This is a genomic window from Kribbella sp. NPDC050820 (assembly GCF_040653975.1).
Classification (GTDB): Bacteria; Actinomycetota; Actinomycetes; order Propionibacteriales; family Kribbellaceae; genus Kribbella.
The window spans coordinates 59681-79959 of the sequence record NZ_JBFAHB010000042.1 but is presented as its reverse complement, the minus strand read 5'-3'; the positions used below and the strand labels follow the sequence as shown (position 1 = coordinate 79959).

Here is a 20279-nt window from a genome sequence, read left to right as displayed (position 1 = left end):
CGGTCATCCCGCTCCACACCCTGCACCAAGAGATAGTCCCAGCCCAGCGATCACACCCGCGGCAGAACGCGCCGATAATTCAGCGCCCTCCTAGCCGGCCTTCTTGAGCCCGATCTGGGTCAGGTCGAGGAACCCGCCGGCGTTCGGATCGGCCACCGCGTTGGAGATGTTCGAGCCCACCACGTACACGTTGAGGTCCTGAATGGTCGGCACCAGCGGCGCGGTCTTCATGATCTCGACGTACAGGTCGGACAGGCCGGACTCCAGCTTTTGCTGGTCTGACTCCTTCGCGAGCGCAGCCATCTGCTCCCACCCTGCGGTGCTGCGACCGTAGTTGTTTTGCGCCGCCTTGCCCTGAGCAGTGCTGTCCGGGCCGAGCACCGGCGGCACGATGGTGGCCAGGGACGGCCAGTCGTAGCACCAGCCGGCGGTGATCAGGTCGGTCGCCGCGGAGTCCTGCTGCTGGGTCGAGAAGTAGTTGTCACCCGGGATCCGGCGGATGTCGACGTTGATCCCGACAGCCTTCCAGGACGCCTGAGCGGCCTCGGCCGCCTTGACGGCCACGTCCGCGTCGCCGGTGCCGAACACGAGCTTCTCGCCCTGGTAACCGGAGTCGGCCAGCAGCTGCCTGGCCTTCGCCGGGTCACCCTCCGGCGGTGCCTTGAAATGCTCCTCCGGCCGGTAGCCGTCCATCTCCGGCGGAATGATCGAGTCGACCACCGCAGCGAGCCGCTCGCCGCCAAATCCGTCGCGGTAGCTGGTGCGGTCCAGGCCGTAGTACAGCGCCTCGCGCAGCTTCTGGTTCTTCAGCAGCGGCTTCTGCTGGTTGAACGCGATGTACCGGCGGCAGATGTCGGCGCCGTCGACCACGCGGTCCTTGACGCTCGCCTGGTTCGTCTTGGCGATGTTCCCTGGCTGCACACCGGACAGGCTCACCGAGCTCCGGTCGGCGGCGCCGTCCGCGATCAGTCGCTGGTCGACGGTCGCCTCGTCGCCACCGAACGTGAAGATGAACTTGTCCGGGAGCGCGGTGCGCAGCGGGTCCGTCTTCTGGTCCCACTGGTCGTTGCGGACCAGCACCAACTGCCGCTTACGGGCGTATGACTCGATCTTGTACGGACCGGTCGAGACCGGGTGGGTGTCGTACTTGGTCTTCGTGTCCTTGGCCTGCGGCACCGGCGAGAAGATCCTCATGCTCGCCGTGCCGACGAACGTGGCGACCGGCCGGTTCAGCTTGAAGACGATCGTCTTGTCGTCCGGCACCTCCATCGCGGTGCAGCCCTTGCCGCCGTTGTTGCCGGCGACGTACGGGCCCTCGTAGCCCGGGCAGTCCAGGTACTCGCGACCGTACGGCGCTCCCTCCGACATGTCGGCGGAGAACGAGCGCTCGACGCCGTACTTCACATCCGCCGCCCTGACCGGGGTGCCGTCCTCGTACTTGATCCCGTCCTTGAGCCTGAAGGTCCACGTCTTCAGGTCGGGTGACGACTCGTAGCTCTCGGCGAGGTCCTTCTCGGCGACGACCTTCTTGGTCTTGGGGTCGTAGCGGTAGTCGATCAGCGTGCGCGTGATCAGCTTGCCGATCATGTTGGAGTCGACGCTGAAGTTCCGCCCTGGGTCCAGGTGCTCCACGTCGTTGACGGAGTAGGCCGTCACCGTGCCGCCCTTCGCGCCACCGGCGGCCTGGGAGGCATCAACGGAGTCAGTTGAATCGTCGCCCTCACATGCGACCAGCGACCCACCCAGGGCCATGCTGACGATCGCCATCCGCACTCGCTCAGCGCAAACCATCCTCATCCCCCCTGCGTGCAACCGGGGGCGCCGGATGGCGTGCATCAGCCAAGTTGTGACCCCCCACAGCCCAGTGTCCGCCCGCAGGCGCGCTGACGCGAGAGCCTGTGGCGTCCGGTCACTGGTCACCCTTCTTGAATCGCAAGATTAAGATTCAATCAACCTACTGCGCGGTACTGGCAGTACGTCGCACCGCCGCGACGATGCACCCGCGCACCAGTCCTCGGGCGTGTTGTACCCGAGGCAGGTAGTTGAACATTCGAGGAGTTTCCTGATGGTCGTCGAGCACTGGTTCGACTTCGCCTGTCCGTACTGCTACATCGCCCAGGACCGGAACCGGATCCTGCGCGACCGCGGGATCGAGGTGGTGGAGCACGCGTTCCGCAGTCACCCCGGGATCCCGCCCGGTGGGAAGCCGGCCGGCCCGCGGGTCGGGCCGACGTACGAGTTCCTGGCCCGGGAAGCCGAGTCCGCCGGGCTGCCGTTGCGCTGGTCGTCCCGGATGCCGCACACGCGGCCCGCGCTGGCCGCTTTCGAGTGGCTGAAGCGCGCCAGGCCCAAGGTCGCCCAGCGGTTCGCGGAGTCGGTGTTCGCGGCGCACTTCGCCCAGCGGCAGGACATCGAGTCCGTCGCCCTCCTCACCATCCTGGCCGAGGCGGCCGGCGGCGACCCGGTGCCACTGCGGGCCGCGTTGGCCGACGGGACGGCGTACGAGGCTCTGTACAAGTCCGAACGGGCGGCGAAGAGGTACGGCGTGGAGAGGACGCCCACCTGGAACGTGCTCGGCCAGTCCGTCAGCGGGCTGCGGCCGCGGGTGTGGTTCCGGGACCTGACTACTGTGCTGCGTCCAACTGGGTGATCAGGTACTTCGGAGCGGTCAGGCGCCACGCCTCGGTGACCAACTCGCGCAGCTCCTCGTCGTCGGCCGCCTCGATGTCGACGTCGAGCCAGGCGAACCGTCCGGAGGCCCAGGACGGCGCGAAGACCTCCGGGTTCTCGGCCACCAGGGCCTCCTGCTCCTCGCGCAGCGACTTGAGCAGCAGCCTGGTCTCGTCCGCCGACATGTAGGCGAAGCTCTTGTTCCGCACCTTGAACACCGGCTGCCCCGCCCAGCCCTCGAACTCCTCCACCCCCGGCAACCCCAGCACGACCTTCGCCAGTACGTCGACGTCCATCCCCCAACCGTAGATCGGCCCACCGACACTTCTACTTGACCACTACCTGACCACCGTCACGGTGACCGTCGCCCCGGGCGCCAGCACCGTCCCCGGCCGCGGCGAAACCGCGAAGATCTCGCCCGCCCGGTAGTTCTGCGACGTCCTGGTCAGGAACCGGGTCTTCAGGCCCAGTTGCTCGAGCGCCTTCGCATACGCCACGCCGGTCGGCCGCGTGACCTGCGACTGATAGCTGGGCACTCCGACCTGATTCCGCACGATCTCGATCCGGGTCAGGATCCGGTCCACCTCGTCCGCACTCGTGGTCGACTCGGCGTGGAACCACACCTGCAGGGAAGGGATGCCGACCGCACCCGAGCACATGCCGTCCTCCCGGCAGCCCGTCCGCTGGCGCTCATCGCGGCCGCGGCCGACGCCAGCGTCGTGCGGGGCCGGCGACGGCGGGTCACGCCCGCACGGCCGGCATCCAGCGGCGGTCCCGCCAGGTCGTCGTCCCGCAGCCCGTTGCGCATACAGACAAGAGTGCTGGGTGGCTCGGGCCGACGAAAGTCGTGGGGGGTGTCGATCGGGGGCCCCGGGGTCGGGTCAGGGGTGGGTCGGTACCGATCCGGATGTGGTGAGGGGTGTTCAGGCGGGAGAGTTGAGACATGACGAACTCCAACGCACCGTTCTCCAACCTGTCCGGCAAGGTTCTCCGGCGCTCCCGCGACCAGCGGATGCTCACGGGTGTCTCCGGCGGCATCGCGGAGTACCTGAACATCGACGTGACCCTGGTCCGCCTCGGCATCGTCGCCCTGACTCTGCTCACAGGCGGCACTGCCCTGATCGGCTACGTGATCGCCTGGGTCGTGATCCCGGAGTCCGACGGCAAGGCCGTCTGGCAGAACGTCCAGCAGTCGGTGAACCAGCCGCAGCAGACCCCCGAGGCCGACATCGCCTCCCGCATCTACGACGACACCAACCCGACCAACAACAAGCCCCCGGCGGCATGACCGACGCAGCAGCAGGGTGACCCCGTCGCACGCGACCGTCACCCTGCTGCCCGGCCTGCCACACTTCTCGCGTGCAGAGCACCGAGGATGTGACGAACTGCCCCGACTGTGGGCACCAGATCAGGGTCGAACAGCACTACGTCACCTGGTGCGACCAGTGTGACTGGAACGTCGACCCGGCCCCGCAGACAGACCCGACGCCGGCCTGGCGCCTTCGGCTCGAGCACAGGCTCGCCGACGCGCTCTATCGCGAGCTGGAGACCGGCGGCATCCACCGCCCTGGCTGGGACGCGGCCCGCGTCGCCGCCTACTTGCTATCGGCGCTTGTACTGGTACTGCCGCTTGTGGCACTCGCGAGCGGCTTCGCTCTGCTCATCTTCTACCGGCCGCTGTGGCTCAGTGGTCCCCTGGCCTTACTCGCGTTCGCCGTAGCGCACCTCTTCCGCCCGCGCGCCGACAAGCTGCCGCCCGACGCCCAGCTGCTCCTACGCGACCAAGCCCCGACCCTGTACGGCGTCCTGGACCGCATAGCCGACGCTATCGGCGCCCAGAAGATCGCAGCCGTGGTCGTCGACGCCGAACCCAACATGTGGTTCGGCCGAGTCGGCTGGCGCTTCCGCCCGGTGATCGGCATCGGCCTGCCACTCTGGACCAGCCTGAGCCCACAGGAGCGCCTCGCCGTCCTCGCGCACGAACTGGGACACGGCCGGAACGGCGATGCCCACCACGGGTGGGTGATCGGTGCGGCGGAGTCGATCCTGCATGAGCTGCGGCTGACCTTCTCCGAGCAGCCGCTGGACAGGTACCGCCAGGACCTGAGCTACCAGATCAACGCAGATGCCACCTACGTCGGACTCATCACCCGCCTGGTCAACGCCACGGTCGGCGGGTTGGTGCGTGGGTACGGCTGGTTGCTGGACCGCGCCTACTTCCGCGGCAGCCAGCGGGCCGAGTATCTGGCGGACCGGAGGGCAGCTGAGGTCGCAGGGTCGGAGGCGACCGCACATGCGCTCGAGCGGTTGCTGCTGAGCGACACAGCGTTCCGGGCGATGGAGCGGGTACTGCGGTTCGGCAGCGAGATCGACCCGCTCGAGGCCGTCCGGCGAGCTGTGAACGAGGTGCCGAAGCGCGAGATCGAGCGGCGGGTCAGAGCCAGCCGGAGCCGTGAGACGCGCACCGACGCCATGCATCCGCCGACGTACCTGCGGACCAGACTCATCCGGGCCAGGCCGGCCACCCACGCGAAGGTCGTGCTCGGGCTCGACGAGAGCAGGAACGTCGACAGGGAGCTGGCACCACCTGCGCAGGCGGTCCTGGCTGAGTTTCGCAGCGCGCTCTAGACCCGCAGCGCAGATCGACGCACTTCAGCGACTGCCAGGTCAGGGTGGTCGGCGAAGATGCCTTGGATGCCCAAGCGGGTGAAGCTTGCGAGCTCGGTGCGGAAGTCTGCGCCGGTGGGAAGGAAACGGCGCTCGGCCCGGAACGTCCACACCTGGACGGACAGGCCGAGACGGTGGGCCTGGTCGACCAGGCGGGTCGGCTCCCCGAGCGAGCCATCCGGGCGGCGTGGGATGACCAGGTCCTTGTGCGGCGCCAGCACCTGTGCGTACGTCGAGACCTCGCGCAGGCCGCCCGGTTCGATCAGGTCCGCGAAGGTGCGGCCGTCGCCGGTCCGCAGGAAGTCGTTCGGCGCACTCTCCGCGTCCACCAGCTGAACCAGCGGAACCCGCGTCATCACAGACAGCCGGCGCAGGCTGGTCGGCTCGAACGACTGCACCATGATCTCGTCGTTGCGCAGCCCCAGTGTCAGGATCCGCTCGGTGAGCAGCTCCTCCAGCGGTAGCCCGAGCCGCCGGAAGTACGCCGGGTACTTGATCTCCGGCAGTACGCCGATCGGCCGCCCGAGCCGGAGCGACTCCTGCCGGGCCAGGGCCACCACCTCGTCGAAGGTGGGGATCGCCTCCAGCCCGTCGTACGCCGTATTGCCGGCGCGCAGGGCGGGCATCCGCTCCCGGGTCCGGAGCTGCCGCAGTTCCTCGTAGGTGAAGTCCTCGACGAACCAGCCGGTCACCGCGGTGCCCTCGACGATCTTGGTGATCTTGCGGTCGGCGAACACCGGGTGGTCGGCGACGTCCGTCGTACCGGAGATCTCGTTCTCGTGCCGGCAGACCAGGACGCCGTCGAGGGTGGCGACCAGGTCCGGTTCCAGGTAGTCGGCTCCTTGGTCCGCAGCCAGGCGGTACGCCGCCGGCGTGTGTTCCGGGCGGTACCCACTCGCTCCCCGATGCGCGATCACCAGCATGGTTCCAGGACAGGCGGCCGACATGGCGGCCCGGGAACCCGTTGCCCAACGCAAGGTGAAGGTCTTTTGATGCGCGGGGAGACCGGGTCGGCACCGATCGTGACGGTCCCAGGTGCGAGTAATTCGCATGCGGAGTGTCGGTGGCCAGACCTAGCCTGAGAGGGCCATGAGACAGCTGCCACTCGCCGATCCCGGCGTCCCCGTCCACCGCTCGCCGGCCCGTTACCTGCTCTGGGTCGCGCGCGGTCAGTCGCGCACGCTCGCGGGCGGGATGACGTTCGGCATTCTGTGGATGGGTGCACAGGCGTTCATCCCGGCGATCCTCGGCAAGGCGATCGACGAGGGCATCGCCGCGCGCGACGGCGACCGGCTGCTGCAGTGGACCGCGGCGCTGTTCGCGGTCGGCGTGGTGCAGGCGCTGGCCGGCATCATGCGGCACCGGTTCGCGGTGACGAACTGGCTGACCGCCGCCTACCGCACGGTGCAGGTGGTGACCCGGAAGTCGGCCGACCTCGGCGCGACCCTGCCGAAGAACCTGGCCACCGGCGAGGTGGTCAGCATCGGCGCCGGCGACCTCGCCTACATCGGCAACCTGATGGAGATCTCGGCCCGGTTCGCCGGCGCGATCGTGGCCTTCGTGGTGGTCGCCGCGATCCTGCTCTCCACCTCGACCACGCTCGGCCTGGTGGTGCTGATCGGCGTGCCGGTGATGCTGTTCTGCCTGGGCCCGATGCTGCGGCCGCTGCACCGGCGCCAGTCCGCGCAACGCGAGGCAGTCGGCGAGCTGAACTCGCTGGGTTCGGACATCGTGGGCGGTCTGCGCGTGCTGCGCGGCATCGGCGGCGAGGACTCCTTCTCCCGGCGGTACCGCGGTGAGTCCCAGCAGGTCCGGCAGGCCGGTGTGCGGGTCGCCAAGATCCAGTCCGTGCTCGACGCCGCCCAGGTGCTGCTGCCTGGTGTGTTCGTCGTCCTCGTGGTCGGCATCGGAGCGCACTTCGCCTTGAGCGGCACGCTCAGCGCGGGCTCACTCGTCGCCTTCTACGGCTACGCGACGTTCCTCGTGCTGCCGCTGCGCACGGCCACCGAGTTCGCCAACCAGCTCATGCGCGGTCTGGTGGCTGCGCGCCGGGTGATCCGGGTGCTGGCGCTACAGCCCGACATCACCGAGCCGGCCCAGCCCGTGCGGCTTCCGGACGGCGGCGACCTGGTCGACCCGGTCTCCGGGATCCGAGCGCGCGACGGTCTGCTCACCGCGATCGTCTCGGCTGAGCCTGACACCTACAACGCCCTGGCCGACCGCCTGGGCCGGTACGAAGACACCAGCGAGGTGCGGTACGGCGGAGTGACCCTGGCGAGCGCGACTCGTGCGGACATCCGGCAACGGATCCTGGTCAGCGACACCGGTTCCCAACTGTTCACCGGGACGTTGCGCGAGGAACTCGACCCGGACAACCGCCGTACCGACGAAGAAGTGCTGGCAGCGATGCGTACGGCGTCTGCCGAGGACGTGCTCGTCGCGCTGACCGACGGGCTCGACTCCGAGGTGGAGGAGAAGGGCCGGTCGTTCTCCGGCGGGCAGCGCCAGCGGCTCGTGCTGGTGCGTGCGCTGCTGACCGACCCGTCCGTGCTGGTGCTGGTCGAGCCGACGTCTGCAGTCGACGCGCACACCGAGGCGCGGATCGCGGACCGGCTACGCGACCACCGGGCCGGGCGCACCACCGTCGTACTGACCGCCAGCCCGCTGCTGCTGGACCGGGTCGACGAGGTGATCTTCGTCGCCGCCGGCCGAGTGGTTGCCACTGGCAAGCACCGCACGCTGCTCGAGACCGACCCGCAGTACCGCCGGACCGTGACCCGTCAGACCGAAGAGGAGGAGGCGCTCACATGAGGCAGATCCTTCCGGTCGCGGGTCCCGCCGAGATCCGCCGGCATGCCCGCCGGCTGGCCCGTCGGCACCCGCGCACGCTGCTGGTGGCGTTGCTGCTGCACGGCCTGGCCGCGGTCACCGGCCTGGCTGCGCCGCGGCTGATCGGCGGCCTGGTCGAGGACGTCCAGTCGGGCACGACCGTCGCCAAGGTGAACCAGGTGATCCTGGTGATCGCGGTGTTCATCGTGGCGCAGTCGCTGCTGACCCGGTGGGCCCGGTTCAAGTCCTTCGCGCTCGGCGAGCAGGTGCTGGCCGAGTTGCGGGAGGAGTTCGTCGACAACGCGCTCGCGCTGCCGATCGGCACGGTCGAGCGGGCCGGCACCGGCGACCTGCTGTCCCGCACCTCGCGGGATGTCGACACGCTGTCGCGGACGGTGCGGTTCGCCGTACCGGAGACGATCATCGCGTTCGTCACCGTGCTGTTCACGGTCGGCGCGACGCTGCTCGTCGGCGTCTGGGTGCTGCTGCCGCTGCTCGCGATGGTGCCGGCCCTCTGGCTGGGCACTTGGTGGTACCTGCGCAGGGCCAAGGACGGCTACCTGCGGGAGAACGCGGCGTACGCGCAGATGACCAGCTCGCTCGCCGAGACGGTCGAGGGCGCCCGCACGGTCGAGGCGCTCCGGCGGTACGACGAACGCGTCCGGCGGACCGATGCCGACATCCGCGGCTCCTACCTTGCCGAGCGGTACACGCTTTTCCTGCGAACGATCTACTTCCCGGTGGCCGAGATCGGGTATCTCGTGCCGGTGGTGGGGACGCTGGTGTTCGGCGGCTGGCTGCACATCAACGGTCACGTCTCGCTGGGCGCGGTCACGGCCGCGGTGCTGTATGTCAACCAGCTGATCGACCCGGTCGACCGGTTGCTCTCCTGGCTGGACGAGCTGCAGTCCGGTGGTGCCGCGTTCGCGCGGTTGCTGGGCATCAGCGACGTACAGGACGATCGGACGCCGTCCGGGCGATCGCCGGCCGGTGAGCTGGTGGAGGCGAAGGACGTGCGGTTCTCGTACGTCGAGGGTCGCGACGTGCTGCATGGCGTGGACCTGACCATCGAGCCGGGTGAGCGGATCGCGATGGTCGGTCCGTCCGGCGCCGGGAAGTCGACACTCGGCCGACTGGTCGCTGGGATCCATCCGCCGCGGACCGGTTCGGTGACGGTCGGCGGGGTCGGGATGACCGAGCTGCCGCTGGACGAGCTGCGCAAGCAGGTCGCGCTGGTGACCCAGGAGCACCACGTGTTCGTCGGCACCTTGCGGGACAACCTGTCGATGGCTCGGCCCAGCGCCTCCGACCAGGAGTTGCTGGACGCGCTCGGCGCGGTGGATGCGCGCGAGTGGGCCGAGGCGTTGCCGGAGGGTCTGGACACGCGCGTCGGGTCCGGGCAGTTGGCGTTGTCGCCTGCCCAGGCTCAGCAACTGGCGCTGGCGCGACTGGTGCTGGCGGATCCGCACACGCTGGTGCTGGACGAGGCGACGTCACTCATCGACCCGCGGGCGGCGCGACACATGGAGCGTTCGCTGGCCGCCGTACTGGAAGGCCGGACAGTGATCGCGATCGCGCACCGGCTCTACACGGCGCACGACGCGGACCGGGTCGCCGTGGTCGAGGACGGTCGCATCTCGGAGCTGGGCAGCCACGACGAACTGGTGGCGCGCCAGGGCTCGTACGCCGCCCTGTGGAACTCCTGGCACGGATAGTTGCTGACAGCAAGAACCCCCGGCGGTCACCTCTGACCGGCGGGGGTTCTGCTCTCTCTACCGTTTGCGCAGCACCAGGACTGCTGAATCGACATGCGGCGACGGGGTGAAGGCCTTGCGGGGAAGGCGGAGACCGATCGACGGGTCGTAGTGGCGGAGCCACCGGCTCGCACCGGGCGCGTCACCGCGCGACCACCGGTTCGCCACCGCCCGCTGCAGCACCAGATCGGCCGACACCAGGCGAGAACCCGGCGCAAGCAAGCGCTTCAGCAGTGCGGTGGAGACGTTGTACGGCGGACTCGACACCACCCGGAACGGCCGGGCCGGCAACCGCAGGTCGGCGGCATCGGCGCGGACCACTGTCACGGACGCGTCGGCGAACCGCCGGCGCAACCGATCGGCACGGCCAGGGTGGAGCTCGACGGCGATCACCTGGGCTCCGGCCCGGAGCAGCGGCGCGGTCAGCGCGCCGAGTCCGGCTCCGACGTCGAGGACGAGCTCACCGGGTCTGACCCCGGCGGCGTCGACGACGCGTTGGGCCCAACGACTATCGAGCGGATGCCATCCCCAGGCACCCCTCGCCTGCCCGGAGGCGGGCACGACGGACCATCACGAAGTACGTAATCATGGCCAGACCATAGACAGCCGGACTGCCCGGGTTCAACGCATTTTCACCGCGCGACCGGGCCAGGGACGTGGTGCAGGAACTCGCCGATCCAGAAGTAGGTCTGCGTCGGGGGTTTGAGCTGGACTGGATCGCCGGCTCGATCACTCCGCGGACTTCGCAGTACTCGGGGGTCGTCGCGGTCTTGGCGACCATCCTGCTTTCACAGGGCTTTCGGCGTTGCGCCGAGCGACTTGACGGTCGCCGTCGTACGGCGCTCCGCCCGCTCCAACCGGGTACGGCGGGCCGCGGCCAGCCCCGGCTTGGCGAGCTCCCGCCGTACGTCGAGAACCCGCACCGGCAACGCGTCCGTCATCAGCAGCGGGGCGAACTCGGCTCCGGACGTGAACCAGCGGTCGCCGTCGCGTTGGAAGGTGAACCGGACCAGGAGACCCTCGGCCTTGGGAGTGCTGGGCTCGCGGTGCGCGGCGATCAGGTTGCCGAGACCGTACACGGCCCACTTACCGTCGATGTTCTCCATCGGCTGGACGACGTGGGCGTGGTGCCCGAGCAGCAGGTCGATGTTGCTGTCGGCAAGCAGTTGCGGGGCGACCTCGCGCTGCTGGTCGTTGAGCTTGCTCGAGTACTCGGTGCCCCAGTGGCAGCTGACGACCACGATCTCGGCGCCGCGGTCGCGGGCCTTCTTGGCCATCGCCTTGATCCTCGGCACGTCGATCTTGCCGGCCCGCCAGGTCTCGCCGTCGGGGTAGGGCAGGCCGTTGAAGCCGAAGGTGTAGCTGAGGACGGCGAGCTTGACGCCACGAACGTCAATGATCGTTGGGGTTTCGGCCTCGTCCGGGGTTCGCGCCGTCCCTGCGTGCCGGAGGCCGGCTCGCTCGAGCGTCTCGAGGGTGCGGGTCGACGCCGACCGCGCCGCTGTCGAAGCTGTGGTTGCTGGCTGTCGTGCAGACGTCGTACCCGGTCTGCTTGAGGGCTGCGGCGATCTGCGGCGGGCCCTGGAAGAGCGGGTAGCCGCGGTACGGGCCGCCCAGCGGGGCCAGCGGGGTCTCCAGGTGGGCGATCGCGAGGTCGGCGTCCTGGACGATCGGTTTGATGCTGCTCATGATCGGGGCGAAGTCCCACTCGCCGTTGCGGCCGTCGCGCTTGGCGGAGGTCCAGAGGCGTTCGTGCAGCAGTACGTCGCCGGTCGCGACCAGGGTGATCCGGTCGGGCTGATTCGCCTTGTTTTCCTTGGCTTTCTGCTTGGGTGCCGGCGCAGTCCCACCGCCGGTGTCGGCGGCGGTGTCAGCGATACAGCCGGTGGTCGCGAACGCTCCCGCTCCGGCGAGCATCGCCCCCAGCACAGCACGACGTCGTACCGCCATTGCAAGCCCCCAAGCTTCGTTCCCCAGTTGCTTGGGAGACGCCGGGGGCGGCGGTTTGGTTCGAGTGTCCTGAGTCGAACCTCCGACTCAGGACACTAGGGTCAGGCGATCAGGTTGGAGTCGCCCTGGGTCTCCGGTTGGTCCGCGCAGGCCGCGACCAGGGTGTCCAGGGACAGGTCGAGGGTCGCGGCAACCGCGGCGACCGTGAACAGCGCCGGGGTCGGGATCCGGCCGGTCTCGATCTTGCGGAGCGTGTCGACGGAGACGCCGCAGGCCGCCGCGACGTCGACCATGCTGCGCTCGCCGCGCGCCTCGCGCAGCAGGGCGCCGAGCTGCCGGCCGCGCTCGCGGTCCCAGCTGGACAGAGGTGGTCGCACCATGACCGTGATAATAGTACCGGTATAGTTATCCGGGAAGTGCAGTGGCCGAGAGGCCGAGGTCGAGGAGCGGGCATGGTCGAGTTGAAGACTCCGGCGGAGATCGAGCGGATGCGGGCCGCCGGGCGGGTGGTCGCGAGCGCGCTGGCCGCGGTGAAGAAGGAGGCCGCGGTCGGGATGTCGCTGCGCGAGCTCGACGCGGTCGCGCGGGAGGTGCTGCGGTCGGGGGGTGCGGTGTCGCTGTTCGAGGGCTACCAGCCGACGTTCGCGACGACGCCGTTCAGCGGCGTGATCTGCACGTCGGTGAACGACGCCGTACTGCACGGACTGCCCGGAGACCTCGTGCTGCAGGACGGTGACCTGCTGAACGTGGACTGCGGGGCCTCGGTCGACGGCTGGTGCGCGGACTCGGCGATCAGCTTCTGCGTCGGTACGCCGCGAGCCGAGGACCTGGAGTTGATCGCGACCACCGAGCAGGCGCTGGCGGCCGGGATCGCCGCCGCCGCCCCGGGCAACCGCCTCGGCGACATCGGCGCCGCGATCGGCCGGATCGGCAAGGCGGCCGGCGTCGGCACCAACCTGGACTTCGGCGGCCACGGCATCGGGCGCCGTATGCACGAGGACCCGCACGTCCCCAACAACAGCCGCCCCGGCCGCGGCCTCAAACTGCGCCCCGGCCACGTCTTCGCCATCGAACCGTGGTTCTGGACCGGCTCCACCACCACCTACGTCATCGACGAAGACGGCTGGACCCTCCGCTCCTCCGACCAAACCCGAGGAGCCCACGCCGAACACACCGTAGCCATCACCGAAGAAGGCCCCCAAGTCCTCACCGTCGTGTAGTTCCCCTCCCCTGGAACTACTCGTTGAGGCGGGCCTCCAGGGTGTCAGCTTCTTGGGTGCGGCCTTCGGTGCGGAGGCGGTCGAGGAGGAGGTAGCCGGCTCGGTACCAGAGGTCGTGGCCGGTGGGGAGGGTGGTGAAGATGTCCTCCGCGAGCTTGGCGTCCGTCGTCCCGTGCTCGGCGATCAGGAGGCGGGCGTTGGTGTGCTGGTCCTCGAAGCCACCTTGCTCGTAGTGCTCGGCGGCCTGCGTGGCCTGCTGTACGGCGGTCTCCGTCTCGCCTTGCTGCAACGCGATCACAGCCAGATCCCAATGAATACCGGCAGTCTGGAACAGCACCCGCTGGTCAGCCGACGGCAGCGCCTCCAGCAACGGGCGAGCACGCTCGACCAACTCCACCGCCTGCGTGAAGTTGCCCGCGTAGCGAGCCGACTGCGCCGCCAGCCGGATGGCCTGCACCTGCTCCACCGGCTGCTCACCGGCCTCGTAGTACGCAGCAGCCGCGACCAGAGCATCGACCGCCTCCTCGTCACGGTCGAGCTGGCTCAGCAACATCCCCTCGTCCTGCCGCACCATTCCCAGCCACGCCGGGTGCGCCTCAGCAGGCGCCGCCGTCAGCAACTCGCCGACCTTCGTCAGCGCAGCCTCCAGCTCACCCAGCGCCTTATACGCATCGATCAGCATCCCGCGTGCATCCGCCAGCGGATCAGCAAGCTCCGGACTGCTCCCCAGCCCCGGCAGCGCCTCCTCTGCGGTCTCAGCCGCCTCCAACGCACGCCCAGTCAGCAAGTACGCACGAGCCAGCTCCAGCTGCGTCAGCGCGACATGCACGTCCAGCTCAGGCGTCCCCGCCGCCAGCGCCACCGCCTCGACCAGGTCCTCGACTGCCTCGCCCGGACGCTCCAGCTCGAGCCGAAGCCGCCCACGCTGCTTGTACGCAAACGACCGCGCCAGGTCGGACGGCGTACCAAGGCCAACCGTCGCAGCCGCCTCCGCCTCCTCGAAGCGACCTAGGTTCGCGAGCAGGTTGCACTCCAGGATCGCTCCACCCGCCCGCAGGTCCTCCTCGATGTCAGTACGCACGCGAAGCTCAGCCAGCTCCCGTACGGCGTCCTCCAGCCGCCCGGCCTGCGCGTACATGGTCGCCAGCGAGTACTGCCAGTGCCCGCGCCGCTGTGGCTCGTCGTTGGCCACCAGCCAGCGGATCGGCTCCTCACCAGTCGCCAGGCCCTCGTCGAGTTGCCCGGACTCACACAGCAGCCGGCCGATGCGGCCGCGGTCGCGCAGTACGCGGACCTCCTCGCCCGCCTCGGCGTACAACCCCAGCGCCTCACGCCAGGCCTCCAGTGCGACCTCTGCCTGATCGCGCGCAACCAGTCCGCGCCCGTCCAGCACCCGCGCCCGGTCCACGGGGGTCCACTCGCTGTCCGGAACCTCCTGCTCGAAGGCACGCCACGCGGCCTCCGCCTCCTCCGGCTGAGCCTTCTGCCAGGCCTCCTCGGCCCGGTCGAGCCAGCCACGGCCAGACGGCGTGGGCTGCGGGCTGTCGACCTGCTCAGCCGGTGCCTGCTGAGCCGCCGCCTTGACCACCCGCGCCCGCCGAGCAGTCTCCGACAGCGGCAGGTACTCCACCCACGGCTCGGCCGTCAGCACCCCCTGGATCAACGAACTGCGGTGCGTCGTCCCGTTCCGCGCGTCGAACTGCGCAGCCAGCTCCAGCGCCCGCCCAGCCAACATCTCACTCAGCTCCGCGGCGGGCACAGGGTCGGCCTTCGGCAGCCGGATCATCAGCCCGCCCACTCGCCCGAGCGCATGCGCAGCCGCTGCAGCAAACGTCATCTCCGCGGACGGCGACGGCGGGTCATCGAACTCCGGAAGGTGCCGCTCGATCAGCTCCACCGCCTTCAGCTCATTGCCAGTGCGAGCCAGGAACTCCACGTGATCCGCGTGCTCACTCAGCTCACCGACACGGCCGCGCAGGAGCCGATAGCCCTTCCGGTGCGCGTCGACCGCCTCGGTGTACATGCCTTCGGCAAGGTACGCAGGCAGCAACGCGGTCAGCATCTGCTGCGGCTGCTCAGCGCAGGTCAGTTGCCCGTCCAGCACGTTCACGGCCAGCGCTACGGCGTCCGCCGTACGCCCGACTCTCGTCAGGTGGTGCACCTTCGACGTGGGGTCGCAGCCGACGCAGTCCGACAGGTCGTCGCGCGGCGCAGTCGACCACAGGCGGAACTGCTCGGCCGCTGCCTCCGTGTCACCGATGTGGTGGGCAACCAGCCACCGGTGCTGGTGTACGGCGTGCATGCTGTGACCACTGAGCTGCCAACGCCGCTCCATGTCGTCCAGTACGGCGTACGCGCGGTCCAGCGGCACCTCTGGGAACTTGGTGAGCGTGCTGGGCGCGTACTTGAAGCACCAGTGGAACAGATGCGAGTAGTCCTGGTACTTGCCCGGGTCCGCGTCCCAGTCCGCCACGCACCGTGCAAACGGCACCAGCGACTTCCGCGGCTCCCCACCCATCACGTACGCCGTCACCAGCGACAGCCGACTGTAGAACGCCAAGTCGTCCGCGCCGTCGGCGTCAGCGCGCCGTACGACGTCCTCCAGCAGAGCGGACCGCGCCTTCCCGTACGGCGTGCTCTCGGCACGCTGCAGGCGGTCGATCAGATCCTGGTTCATCGGGTCGGGTCCTCCTGCGTGGGGACGGCCTGGTCGAGCAGGCCGAGGAACGAGCGGTTCACCAGCGCGGAGTCGGCCGGGCTGATCGGGTGGTAGCCGAGCATCAACGCGTGCCCGTACAGGCCTTCCACTGCGAGCTGCGCGAGCTCACGGTCGTTCAGCGACGCCATCCGCCGTACCAAGGGACTGCGGTGGTTCAGCACCAGCTGCGGGCGACTGTCGTCGTGCGTGTCGAGTGCGCCGAGCACCTCCGACCACAGCGCGTCGGCACGGTCCTTGGTACTCCGGAGCTCTCTGGCGAACTGTGCGGACCGGTCGACGAGGTAGAGCGCAGGCAGGCTGGCCGGCTCGAACGCACGGACCACTACCTCGCAACCGACCGGGTCCAGCGCGTCCTGCGCCAGCTGGACGAACGGGCGGAGCTGCAGCTCGGTGTCCGGGTCCAGACTGTCGAAGCTGGTGCTCAGCTCGGTCGGGTCGAACCTGGTGGTGACAAGGTCGGGCACTACCTTCGGCAGCCGCTCCAGCAGCTCGCTGTCGTAGGTATAGCCGCCGTTCACCACCGTGATCTGCTGTGCAGCGGCCACAGCGGCCAGCTGGCGGAACTCCTCGATGGTGGCGACGTACCGGATCTCGCCGGTGCGTTCCTGGAGCTCTGCAGTCGTCATGCGGCCATGGTTCGTCTCGAAGCGCAGCCAGCGGTGGACCAGCCGGAGCATCTCGTCGTCGTGCAGTGCAAGCGCCTTCACACCGAGCTGGTGGATACCCAGGAACTTGTCGAGCTTGCCCGGATCCGTGCTGCCCAGCCGGACCAGCCAGCCACGCAGCTGCGCTCCGAGCGCTTCCCGAGTCGCCTCGAGGTTGCCGTCGTCGAACAGCGCCTCCCGGCTCGCAGTGGGTCGCAGCTCGGAGGTGTCGATGACTGCGCGCACGAAGAACGCCCAGTCCGGCAGCAGCCCCTCGACGTTCTCCGCGAGGAGCATCCGCTTGAGGTAGACGCGGTGCGTCGCGCGCTCGGCCGGGTTGGCCGCGAACGGCAGCACGAACGCGACACCGGTCAGCCCGGCGGCCGGGTTGTTCAGGTGGATCACGTCGAACGGCGTGAACCCGAGCTTGTCCTGGGCGTAGCCGACCAGGTCCGCCACGCCGCCGCCCTCCCAGGGCGCCTTGCCGTCGGTGACCTGCTCGCCGTCCACGCGGAGCTCGATCGGCAGCAGCGCGCCGAACAGCCGGATCAGCTCGACCACCGTGGCCTGCTTGTACCACTGCTCGGCACCACGCCGGGCCTTCAGCGTGACCGTCGTACCGACCTCGGCGCGGTCCGCAGTGTCCGCGATCGTGTAGCGGCCGTCCGCCGTACCGACCCAGCGGGTCGCCGGGCCGCCGGCCGGCTGGGTGACGACCTCGATCTCGTCGGCGACCATGAACGCGGACAGCAGGCCGATGCCGAACTGGCCGAGGAACTCGGTCCGCGCGAACCCGATCTCGTCGCGCTTCGAGCTCCGGCCGATCGTCGCCAGCAGCTCCCGGACCTCGTCCGGCCGCAGCCCGATCCCGGTGTCGCTGATGGTCAGTACGTCGTCCGCCGTCCGTACCTCGATCCGCTTCGGCGCCTCTGGATCCGTGGCCTGCCGGGCGGTGATCGCGTCGACCGCGTTCTGCAGCAACTCCCGCAGGTACACCCGCGGGCTGCTGTACAGGTGGTTGCTGAGCAGGTCGACGATCCCCTGCAGATCGACCTGGAAGTTCTCACTCACCCGGGCAACCTACGGCATTCCGGGGGCCCACCCGGAAGTCGGCGACTGTTCGCTTCGTGTTGGTGACGTGCGGTGGCGAACGGCGTACTTTCAGGAGTAGTTCGTCAGTCGGAAGGGGTGGGGACATGACGCTGACGGTGGGGACCTTCAACCTCAACAACCTGTTCGACCGGTGGAACTTCGCCGGTGCGGTGGACGTGCTCGCGCAAGGCACCAGCTCGGTGCCGGCGACGTACACGTTCGACGACGAGCACCGCCGCCGGTTGCAGCTGGACAGCCGCGGCAAGCTGCTGGTCGCGAAGAAGCCGGAGGACACGAACCGGGTCGCCGAACGGCTGCTGGCCGCGGACGTCGACGTGTGGGTCGTGCAGGAGGTCGAGAACGCCGACGTACTGCGCGAGTTCAACCGCGAGCACCTGAACGGCGGCTACGAGCACGTGATGGTGATCGACGGCAACGACTCGACCCGGTTCATCGACATCGGCATCCTGTCCCGGCGGCCGCTCGGCGGCGTGACCAGCTACCAGCGGACGTTCCACCCGGCCGTGCCGGACCGGCCGATCTTCTCCCGCGACCTGGTCGAGGCGGAGATCCTGGACGCCCGCGGGCGGAAGGTGCTGACCGTGTTCGGGACGCACCTGAAGTCGAAGTTCGTCGACTTCACCGTCGAGGACCCGGTCGCCGCGTTCGAGGCCGCGCAACTGCTGCGGACCCAGCAGGCGGACACGATCATGCGGATCATCGCGCAGCGGACCAGCACCCGGCAGCGGTTCCTGCTCTGCGGCGACATGAACGACACTCCGGACTCGCCGGCGCTGGCGGCGTACCAGAAGGCCGGGCTGGTGAACGCGCTGCTGACGCCGACCGAGGTCGGCACGGTCACGACGACCGTCGACCTGCCGGCGAACCCGGCCTGGACGTCGACGTTCAAGGAGTCCGGGCAGCCGCGGACGTTCGACCTGATCGACCAGATCTGGCTGTCGCCGGCGCTGGCGCCGCGGCTGCGGGACGCCTTCATCGGCCGGCGGAAGAAGCTCGCCCGCGACGGGACCGATCACGATCCGGCGTGGATCTCCCTTGATCTATAGGGTTTTCGCTTGGGCCTCGATCCCGTCGAGAAGGCGGTCGAGGCCGTAGCGGTACGCGTCGGTGGCGGCCTCGCGGACGGTGTCCTGGTAGCCGTTCGCGTTCCAGATGGCCGTCATCGCGGGATGTCTTTCGACATCGAAGTACGTCTCCCAGAGGTCGTTGCGGTCGTACCACCACGCCTCGTTGCTCTGGCCGGTCGCGCGCTCGACCAGATCGTTCTCGGCCAGCAGTCCGGCTGCGGAGTCGACGTACGTCGTGATGGCGAGCGAGGCCGTGTTCGTGTCGCGTGGGCTGAGGTCGAGTGGGAGCAGGGTGGAGAGCAGGTACTCACGGCCGGCCAGCATGCCCGGGCCGACGGGCGGGCGGACGGTGGAAACCCGTGCTAGCCAGGGGTGGCGCTCGTACATCGCTCTGGTCTGGTCGGAGTACACCTCCACCTGCTCGCGCCAGTCCGTCGGTCTGGGCTCGCCGGGGCCGGGTAGCTGCCGCTCAGCCAGGACCTGGTCGACCATGAGGTCCAGCAACTCTTCCTTGGACGGCACGTAGGTGTAGAGCGTCATCGTGCCTACGCCCAGGGCCTTGGCGACGCCACCCATCGAGGCTGCGTCGAGTCCACGGTCGTCGGCCAACTGGATGCCTGCCCGCACCACTCCGTCGACGTCCAGCGACGGGCGTCGGCCGGCAGTACGCCGTACCTGCTCTCGCTGGTTCCGCCAGAGCAGAGCGAGCGTGCGCTCGGGCTGGCCTCCACCGCTGTGCCGCACTGTCACGTGCACAGCGTCCCATGCGTCAGCGGAAGGCCTCGGCGTTGGCTACCGCCCACTCGCGATAGGTCGTCGCCGGGCGGCCCGTCAACTGCTGCACTGTCGGCTCTGGAGTCATCGGGTGCTCAGCCATCATGCGGAAGCCGTCGAGCAACCACTGTGCGGTCTCAGTGCCCACGATCGGCGTCCAGACGGCCATGTACTCCTCGGGCGACTGCTCCTCGAACTTCACCTCGCGGCCGAGCGCCTGGGAGATGTACTCGACCTGCTGTGGTGCGGTCAGCCCTTCCGGTCCGCTCATGGTGAGCTTCTGGCCTGTGTAGCTCTCGCTGTTGATCACGACCCTGGCGACGGCGGCGATGTCCTTGAGGTCGATCGGCGTCTGGACGGCTGCCGGGTAAGGCGCGCGTACGACGTTGTCCGCCTTGATCGACGCGGCCCAGTCGAGGGTGTTGTTCATGAACTGGCCCGGCCGCAGGTGCGTCCACTCGAAGCCGCCCTGCTCGATCGCACGCTCGACCTTGTAGTAGTGCCACTCCGCCGGATCCCCTTGCGCTTCATACTCCGCAGGCTCACCGGACAGTACGACGACCCGCCGTACGCCGGCGTGTTGCGCGGCGGCCACGAAGTCGTCGACGTACGCCGGAAGTGGTGCGAGGTAGACGGTGTCGACGCCACGCAGCGCGGCCGGGAGAGTCTCCGGCTTGCCCAGGTAGCCCTTCGCGACCTCGACGGTTTGCGGGAGCGCCGCCTTCTTGGGGTTGTTGGTGAGTGCTCGCACTGGCGCGTCTGCCGCCACGAGCTCGTCGACGAGGAGCCGGCCCACGCTGCCCGTCGCGCCGGTCACCAGGATCGTCATGTTCGTCCTCCCTTGCTGGCTATTTTCGTAGGGTATACGGGAA

18 protein-coding genes and 1 pseudogene are annotated in these 20279 nt (G+C 69.1%); 7 read left to right on the top strand and 12 right to left on the bottom strand.

Going from position 1 to position 20279, the window contains the following annotated elements; genetic code table 11:
* Positions 1 to 90: 90 nt before the first annotated feature.
* A complete protein-coding gene (locus AB0H36_RS29880; protein ID WP_360530765.1) occupies positions 91 to 1767 on the bottom strand; it encodes an ABC transporter substrate-binding protein in 1677 nt (558 codons plus the stop codon).
* Between the two features lie 298 nt (positions 1768 to 2065).
* Between AB0H36_RS29880 and AB0H36_RS29875 the strand changes: the two genes are divergently transcribed.
* Positions 2066 to 2650, top strand: coding sequence for a DsbA family protein (locus AB0H36_RS29875; protein ID WP_360530762.1), 585 nt, complete (start codon positions 2066 to 2068; stop codon positions 2648 to 2650).
* Here AB0H36_RS29875 and AB0H36_RS29870 read toward each other — a convergent pair.
* Together AB0H36_RS29870 and AB0H36_RS29865 are read right to left on the bottom strand one after the other, a co-directional pair.
* Complete coding sequence (locus AB0H36_RS29870; protein ID WP_360530759.1) at positions 2625 to 2966, bottom strand: MmcQ/YjbR family DNA-binding protein; 342 nt, start codon at positions 2964 to 2966, stop codon at positions 2625 to 2627. The two genes, AB0H36_RS29875 and AB0H36_RS29870, sit on opposite strands and share 26 nt — an antisense overlap.
* A gap of 42 nt (positions 2967 to 3008) precedes the next feature.
* The gene (locus AB0H36_RS29865; RefSeq protein WP_360530756.1) at positions 3009 to 3329 is read right to left on the bottom strand and encodes a PASTA domain-containing protein; all 321 of its coding nucleotides are present in this window, start codon (positions 3327 to 3329) and stop codon (positions 3009 to 3011) included.
* Positions 3330 to 3613: 284 nt separating this feature from the next.
* On the opposite strand from AB0H36_RS29865, the gene AB0H36_RS29860 reads away from it, so the two are divergent.
* Positions 3614 to 3958 (top strand): PspC domain-containing protein, encoded by a 345-nt coding sequence (locus AB0H36_RS29860; RefSeq protein ID WP_360530753.1) that lies wholly within the window; start codon positions 3614 to 3616, stop codon positions 3956 to 3958.
* A 71-nt stretch (positions 3959 to 4029) separates the two neighbouring features.
* Complete coding sequence (locus AB0H36_RS29855; protein ID WP_360530750.1) at positions 4030 to 5298, top strand: M48 family metallopeptidase; 1269 nt, start codon at positions 4030 to 4032, stop codon at positions 5296 to 5298.
* Here the strand turns inward: AB0H36_RS29855 and AB0H36_RS29850 are convergent.
* Entirely contained in the window at positions 5295 to 6260 is a 966-nt protein-coding gene (locus AB0H36_RS29850) for a glycerophosphodiester phosphodiesterase family protein (RefSeq protein ID WP_360530747.1), read from the bottom strand. The two genes, AB0H36_RS29855 and AB0H36_RS29850, sit on opposite strands and share 4 nt — an antisense overlap.
* Positions 6261 to 6426: 166 nt before the next feature.
* Here AB0H36_RS29850 and AB0H36_RS29845 point away from each other — a divergent pair, with 166 nt between their 5' ends.
* Together AB0H36_RS29845 and AB0H36_RS29840 are read left to right on the top strand one after the other, a co-directional pair.
* The gene (locus AB0H36_RS29845) at positions 6427 to 8148 is read left to right on the top strand and encodes an ABC transporter ATP-binding protein (RefSeq protein ID WP_360530744.1); all 1722 of its coding nucleotides are present in this window, start codon (positions 6427 to 6429) and stop codon (positions 8146 to 8148) included.
* A complete protein-coding gene (locus tag AB0H36_RS29840) occupies positions 8145 to 9881 on the top strand; it encodes an ABC transporter ATP-binding protein (RefSeq protein ID WP_360530741.1) in 1737 nt (578 codons plus the stop codon). The genes AB0H36_RS29845 and AB0H36_RS29840 overlap by 4 nt, the downstream gene beginning before the upstream one ends.
* Before the next feature lie 57 nt (positions 9882 to 9938).
* Here the strand turns inward: AB0H36_RS29840 and AB0H36_RS29835 are convergent, their stop codons facing one another.
* From AB0H36_RS29835 to AB0H36_RS29820, 4 genes and pseudogenes are all read right to left on the bottom strand, one after another.
* Entirely contained in the window at positions 9939 to 10481 is a 543-nt protein-coding gene (locus AB0H36_RS29835; RefSeq protein ID WP_360530738.1) for an rRNA adenine N(6)-methyltransferase family protein, read from the bottom strand.
* 227 nt (positions 10482 to 10708) lie between these two features.
* Positions 10709 to 11350 (bottom strand): annotated as a pseudogene (locus AB0H36_RS29830) (CapA family protein); the annotation flags it as partial.
* Positions 11313 to 11837, bottom strand: coding sequence for a CapA family protein (locus AB0H36_RS29825; protein ID WP_360530768.1), 525 nt, complete (start codon positions 11835 to 11837; stop codon positions 11313 to 11315). The gene AB0H36_RS29825 and the pseudogene AB0H36_RS29830, both read right to left, overlap by 38 nt.
* A 134-nt stretch (positions 11838 to 11971) precedes the next feature.
* On the bottom strand, positions 11972 to 12250 hold the full coding sequence (locus AB0H36_RS29820) for a helix-turn-helix transcriptional regulator (RefSeq protein WP_360530735.1): 279 nt from the start codon (positions 12248 to 12250) through the stop codon (positions 11972 to 11974).
* A 72-nt stretch (positions 12251 to 12322) separates the two neighbouring features.
* Here AB0H36_RS29820 and map point away from each other — a divergent pair, with 72 nt between their 5' ends.
* Entirely contained in the window at positions 12323 to 13090 is a 768-nt protein-coding gene (gene map / locus AB0H36_RS29815; protein ID WP_360530732.1) for a type I methionyl aminopeptidase, read from the top strand.
* A 16-nt stretch (positions 13091 to 13106) separates the two neighbouring features.
* On the opposite strand, the gene AB0H36_RS29810 is transcribed toward map, so the two are convergent.
* Both AB0H36_RS29810 and AB0H36_RS29805 read right to left on the bottom strand, forming a co-directional pair.
* Complete coding sequence (locus tag AB0H36_RS29810) at positions 13107 to 15767, bottom strand: hypothetical protein (protein WP_360530729.1); 2661 nt, start codon at positions 15765 to 15767, stop codon at positions 13107 to 13109.
* Positions 15764 to 17524: an HSP90 family protein gene (locus AB0H36_RS29805; RefSeq protein WP_360530726.1), complete on the bottom strand. Its 1761-nt coding sequence runs from the start codon at positions 17522 to 17524 to the stop codon at positions 15764 to 15766. Before AB0H36_RS29805 ends, AB0H36_RS29810 begins: the two co-directional genes overlap by 4 nt.
* 125 nt (positions 17525 to 17649) lie before the next feature.
* Here AB0H36_RS29805 and AB0H36_RS29800 point away from each other — a divergent pair, with 125 nt between their 5' ends.
* Positions 17650 to 18612: an endonuclease/exonuclease/phosphatase family protein gene (locus AB0H36_RS29800; protein ID WP_360530723.1), complete on the top strand. Its 963-nt coding sequence runs from the start codon at positions 17650 to 17652 to the stop codon at positions 18610 to 18612.
* Here the strand turns inward: AB0H36_RS29800 and AB0H36_RS29795 are convergent.
* The gene (locus tag AB0H36_RS29795; RefSeq protein ID WP_360530720.1) at positions 18607 to 19383 is read right to left on the bottom strand and encodes a TetR/AcrR family transcriptional regulator; all 777 of its coding nucleotides are present in this window, start codon (positions 19381 to 19383) and stop codon (positions 18607 to 18609) included. The two genes, AB0H36_RS29800 and AB0H36_RS29795, sit on opposite strands and share 6 nt — an antisense overlap.
* A gap of 19 nt (positions 19384 to 19402) precedes the next feature.
* A complete protein-coding gene (locus AB0H36_RS29790) occupies positions 19403 to 20236 on the bottom strand; it encodes an NmrA family NAD(P)-binding protein (RefSeq protein WP_360530717.1) in 834 nt (277 codons plus the stop codon).
* Positions 20237 to 20279 lie beyond the last annotated feature (43 nt).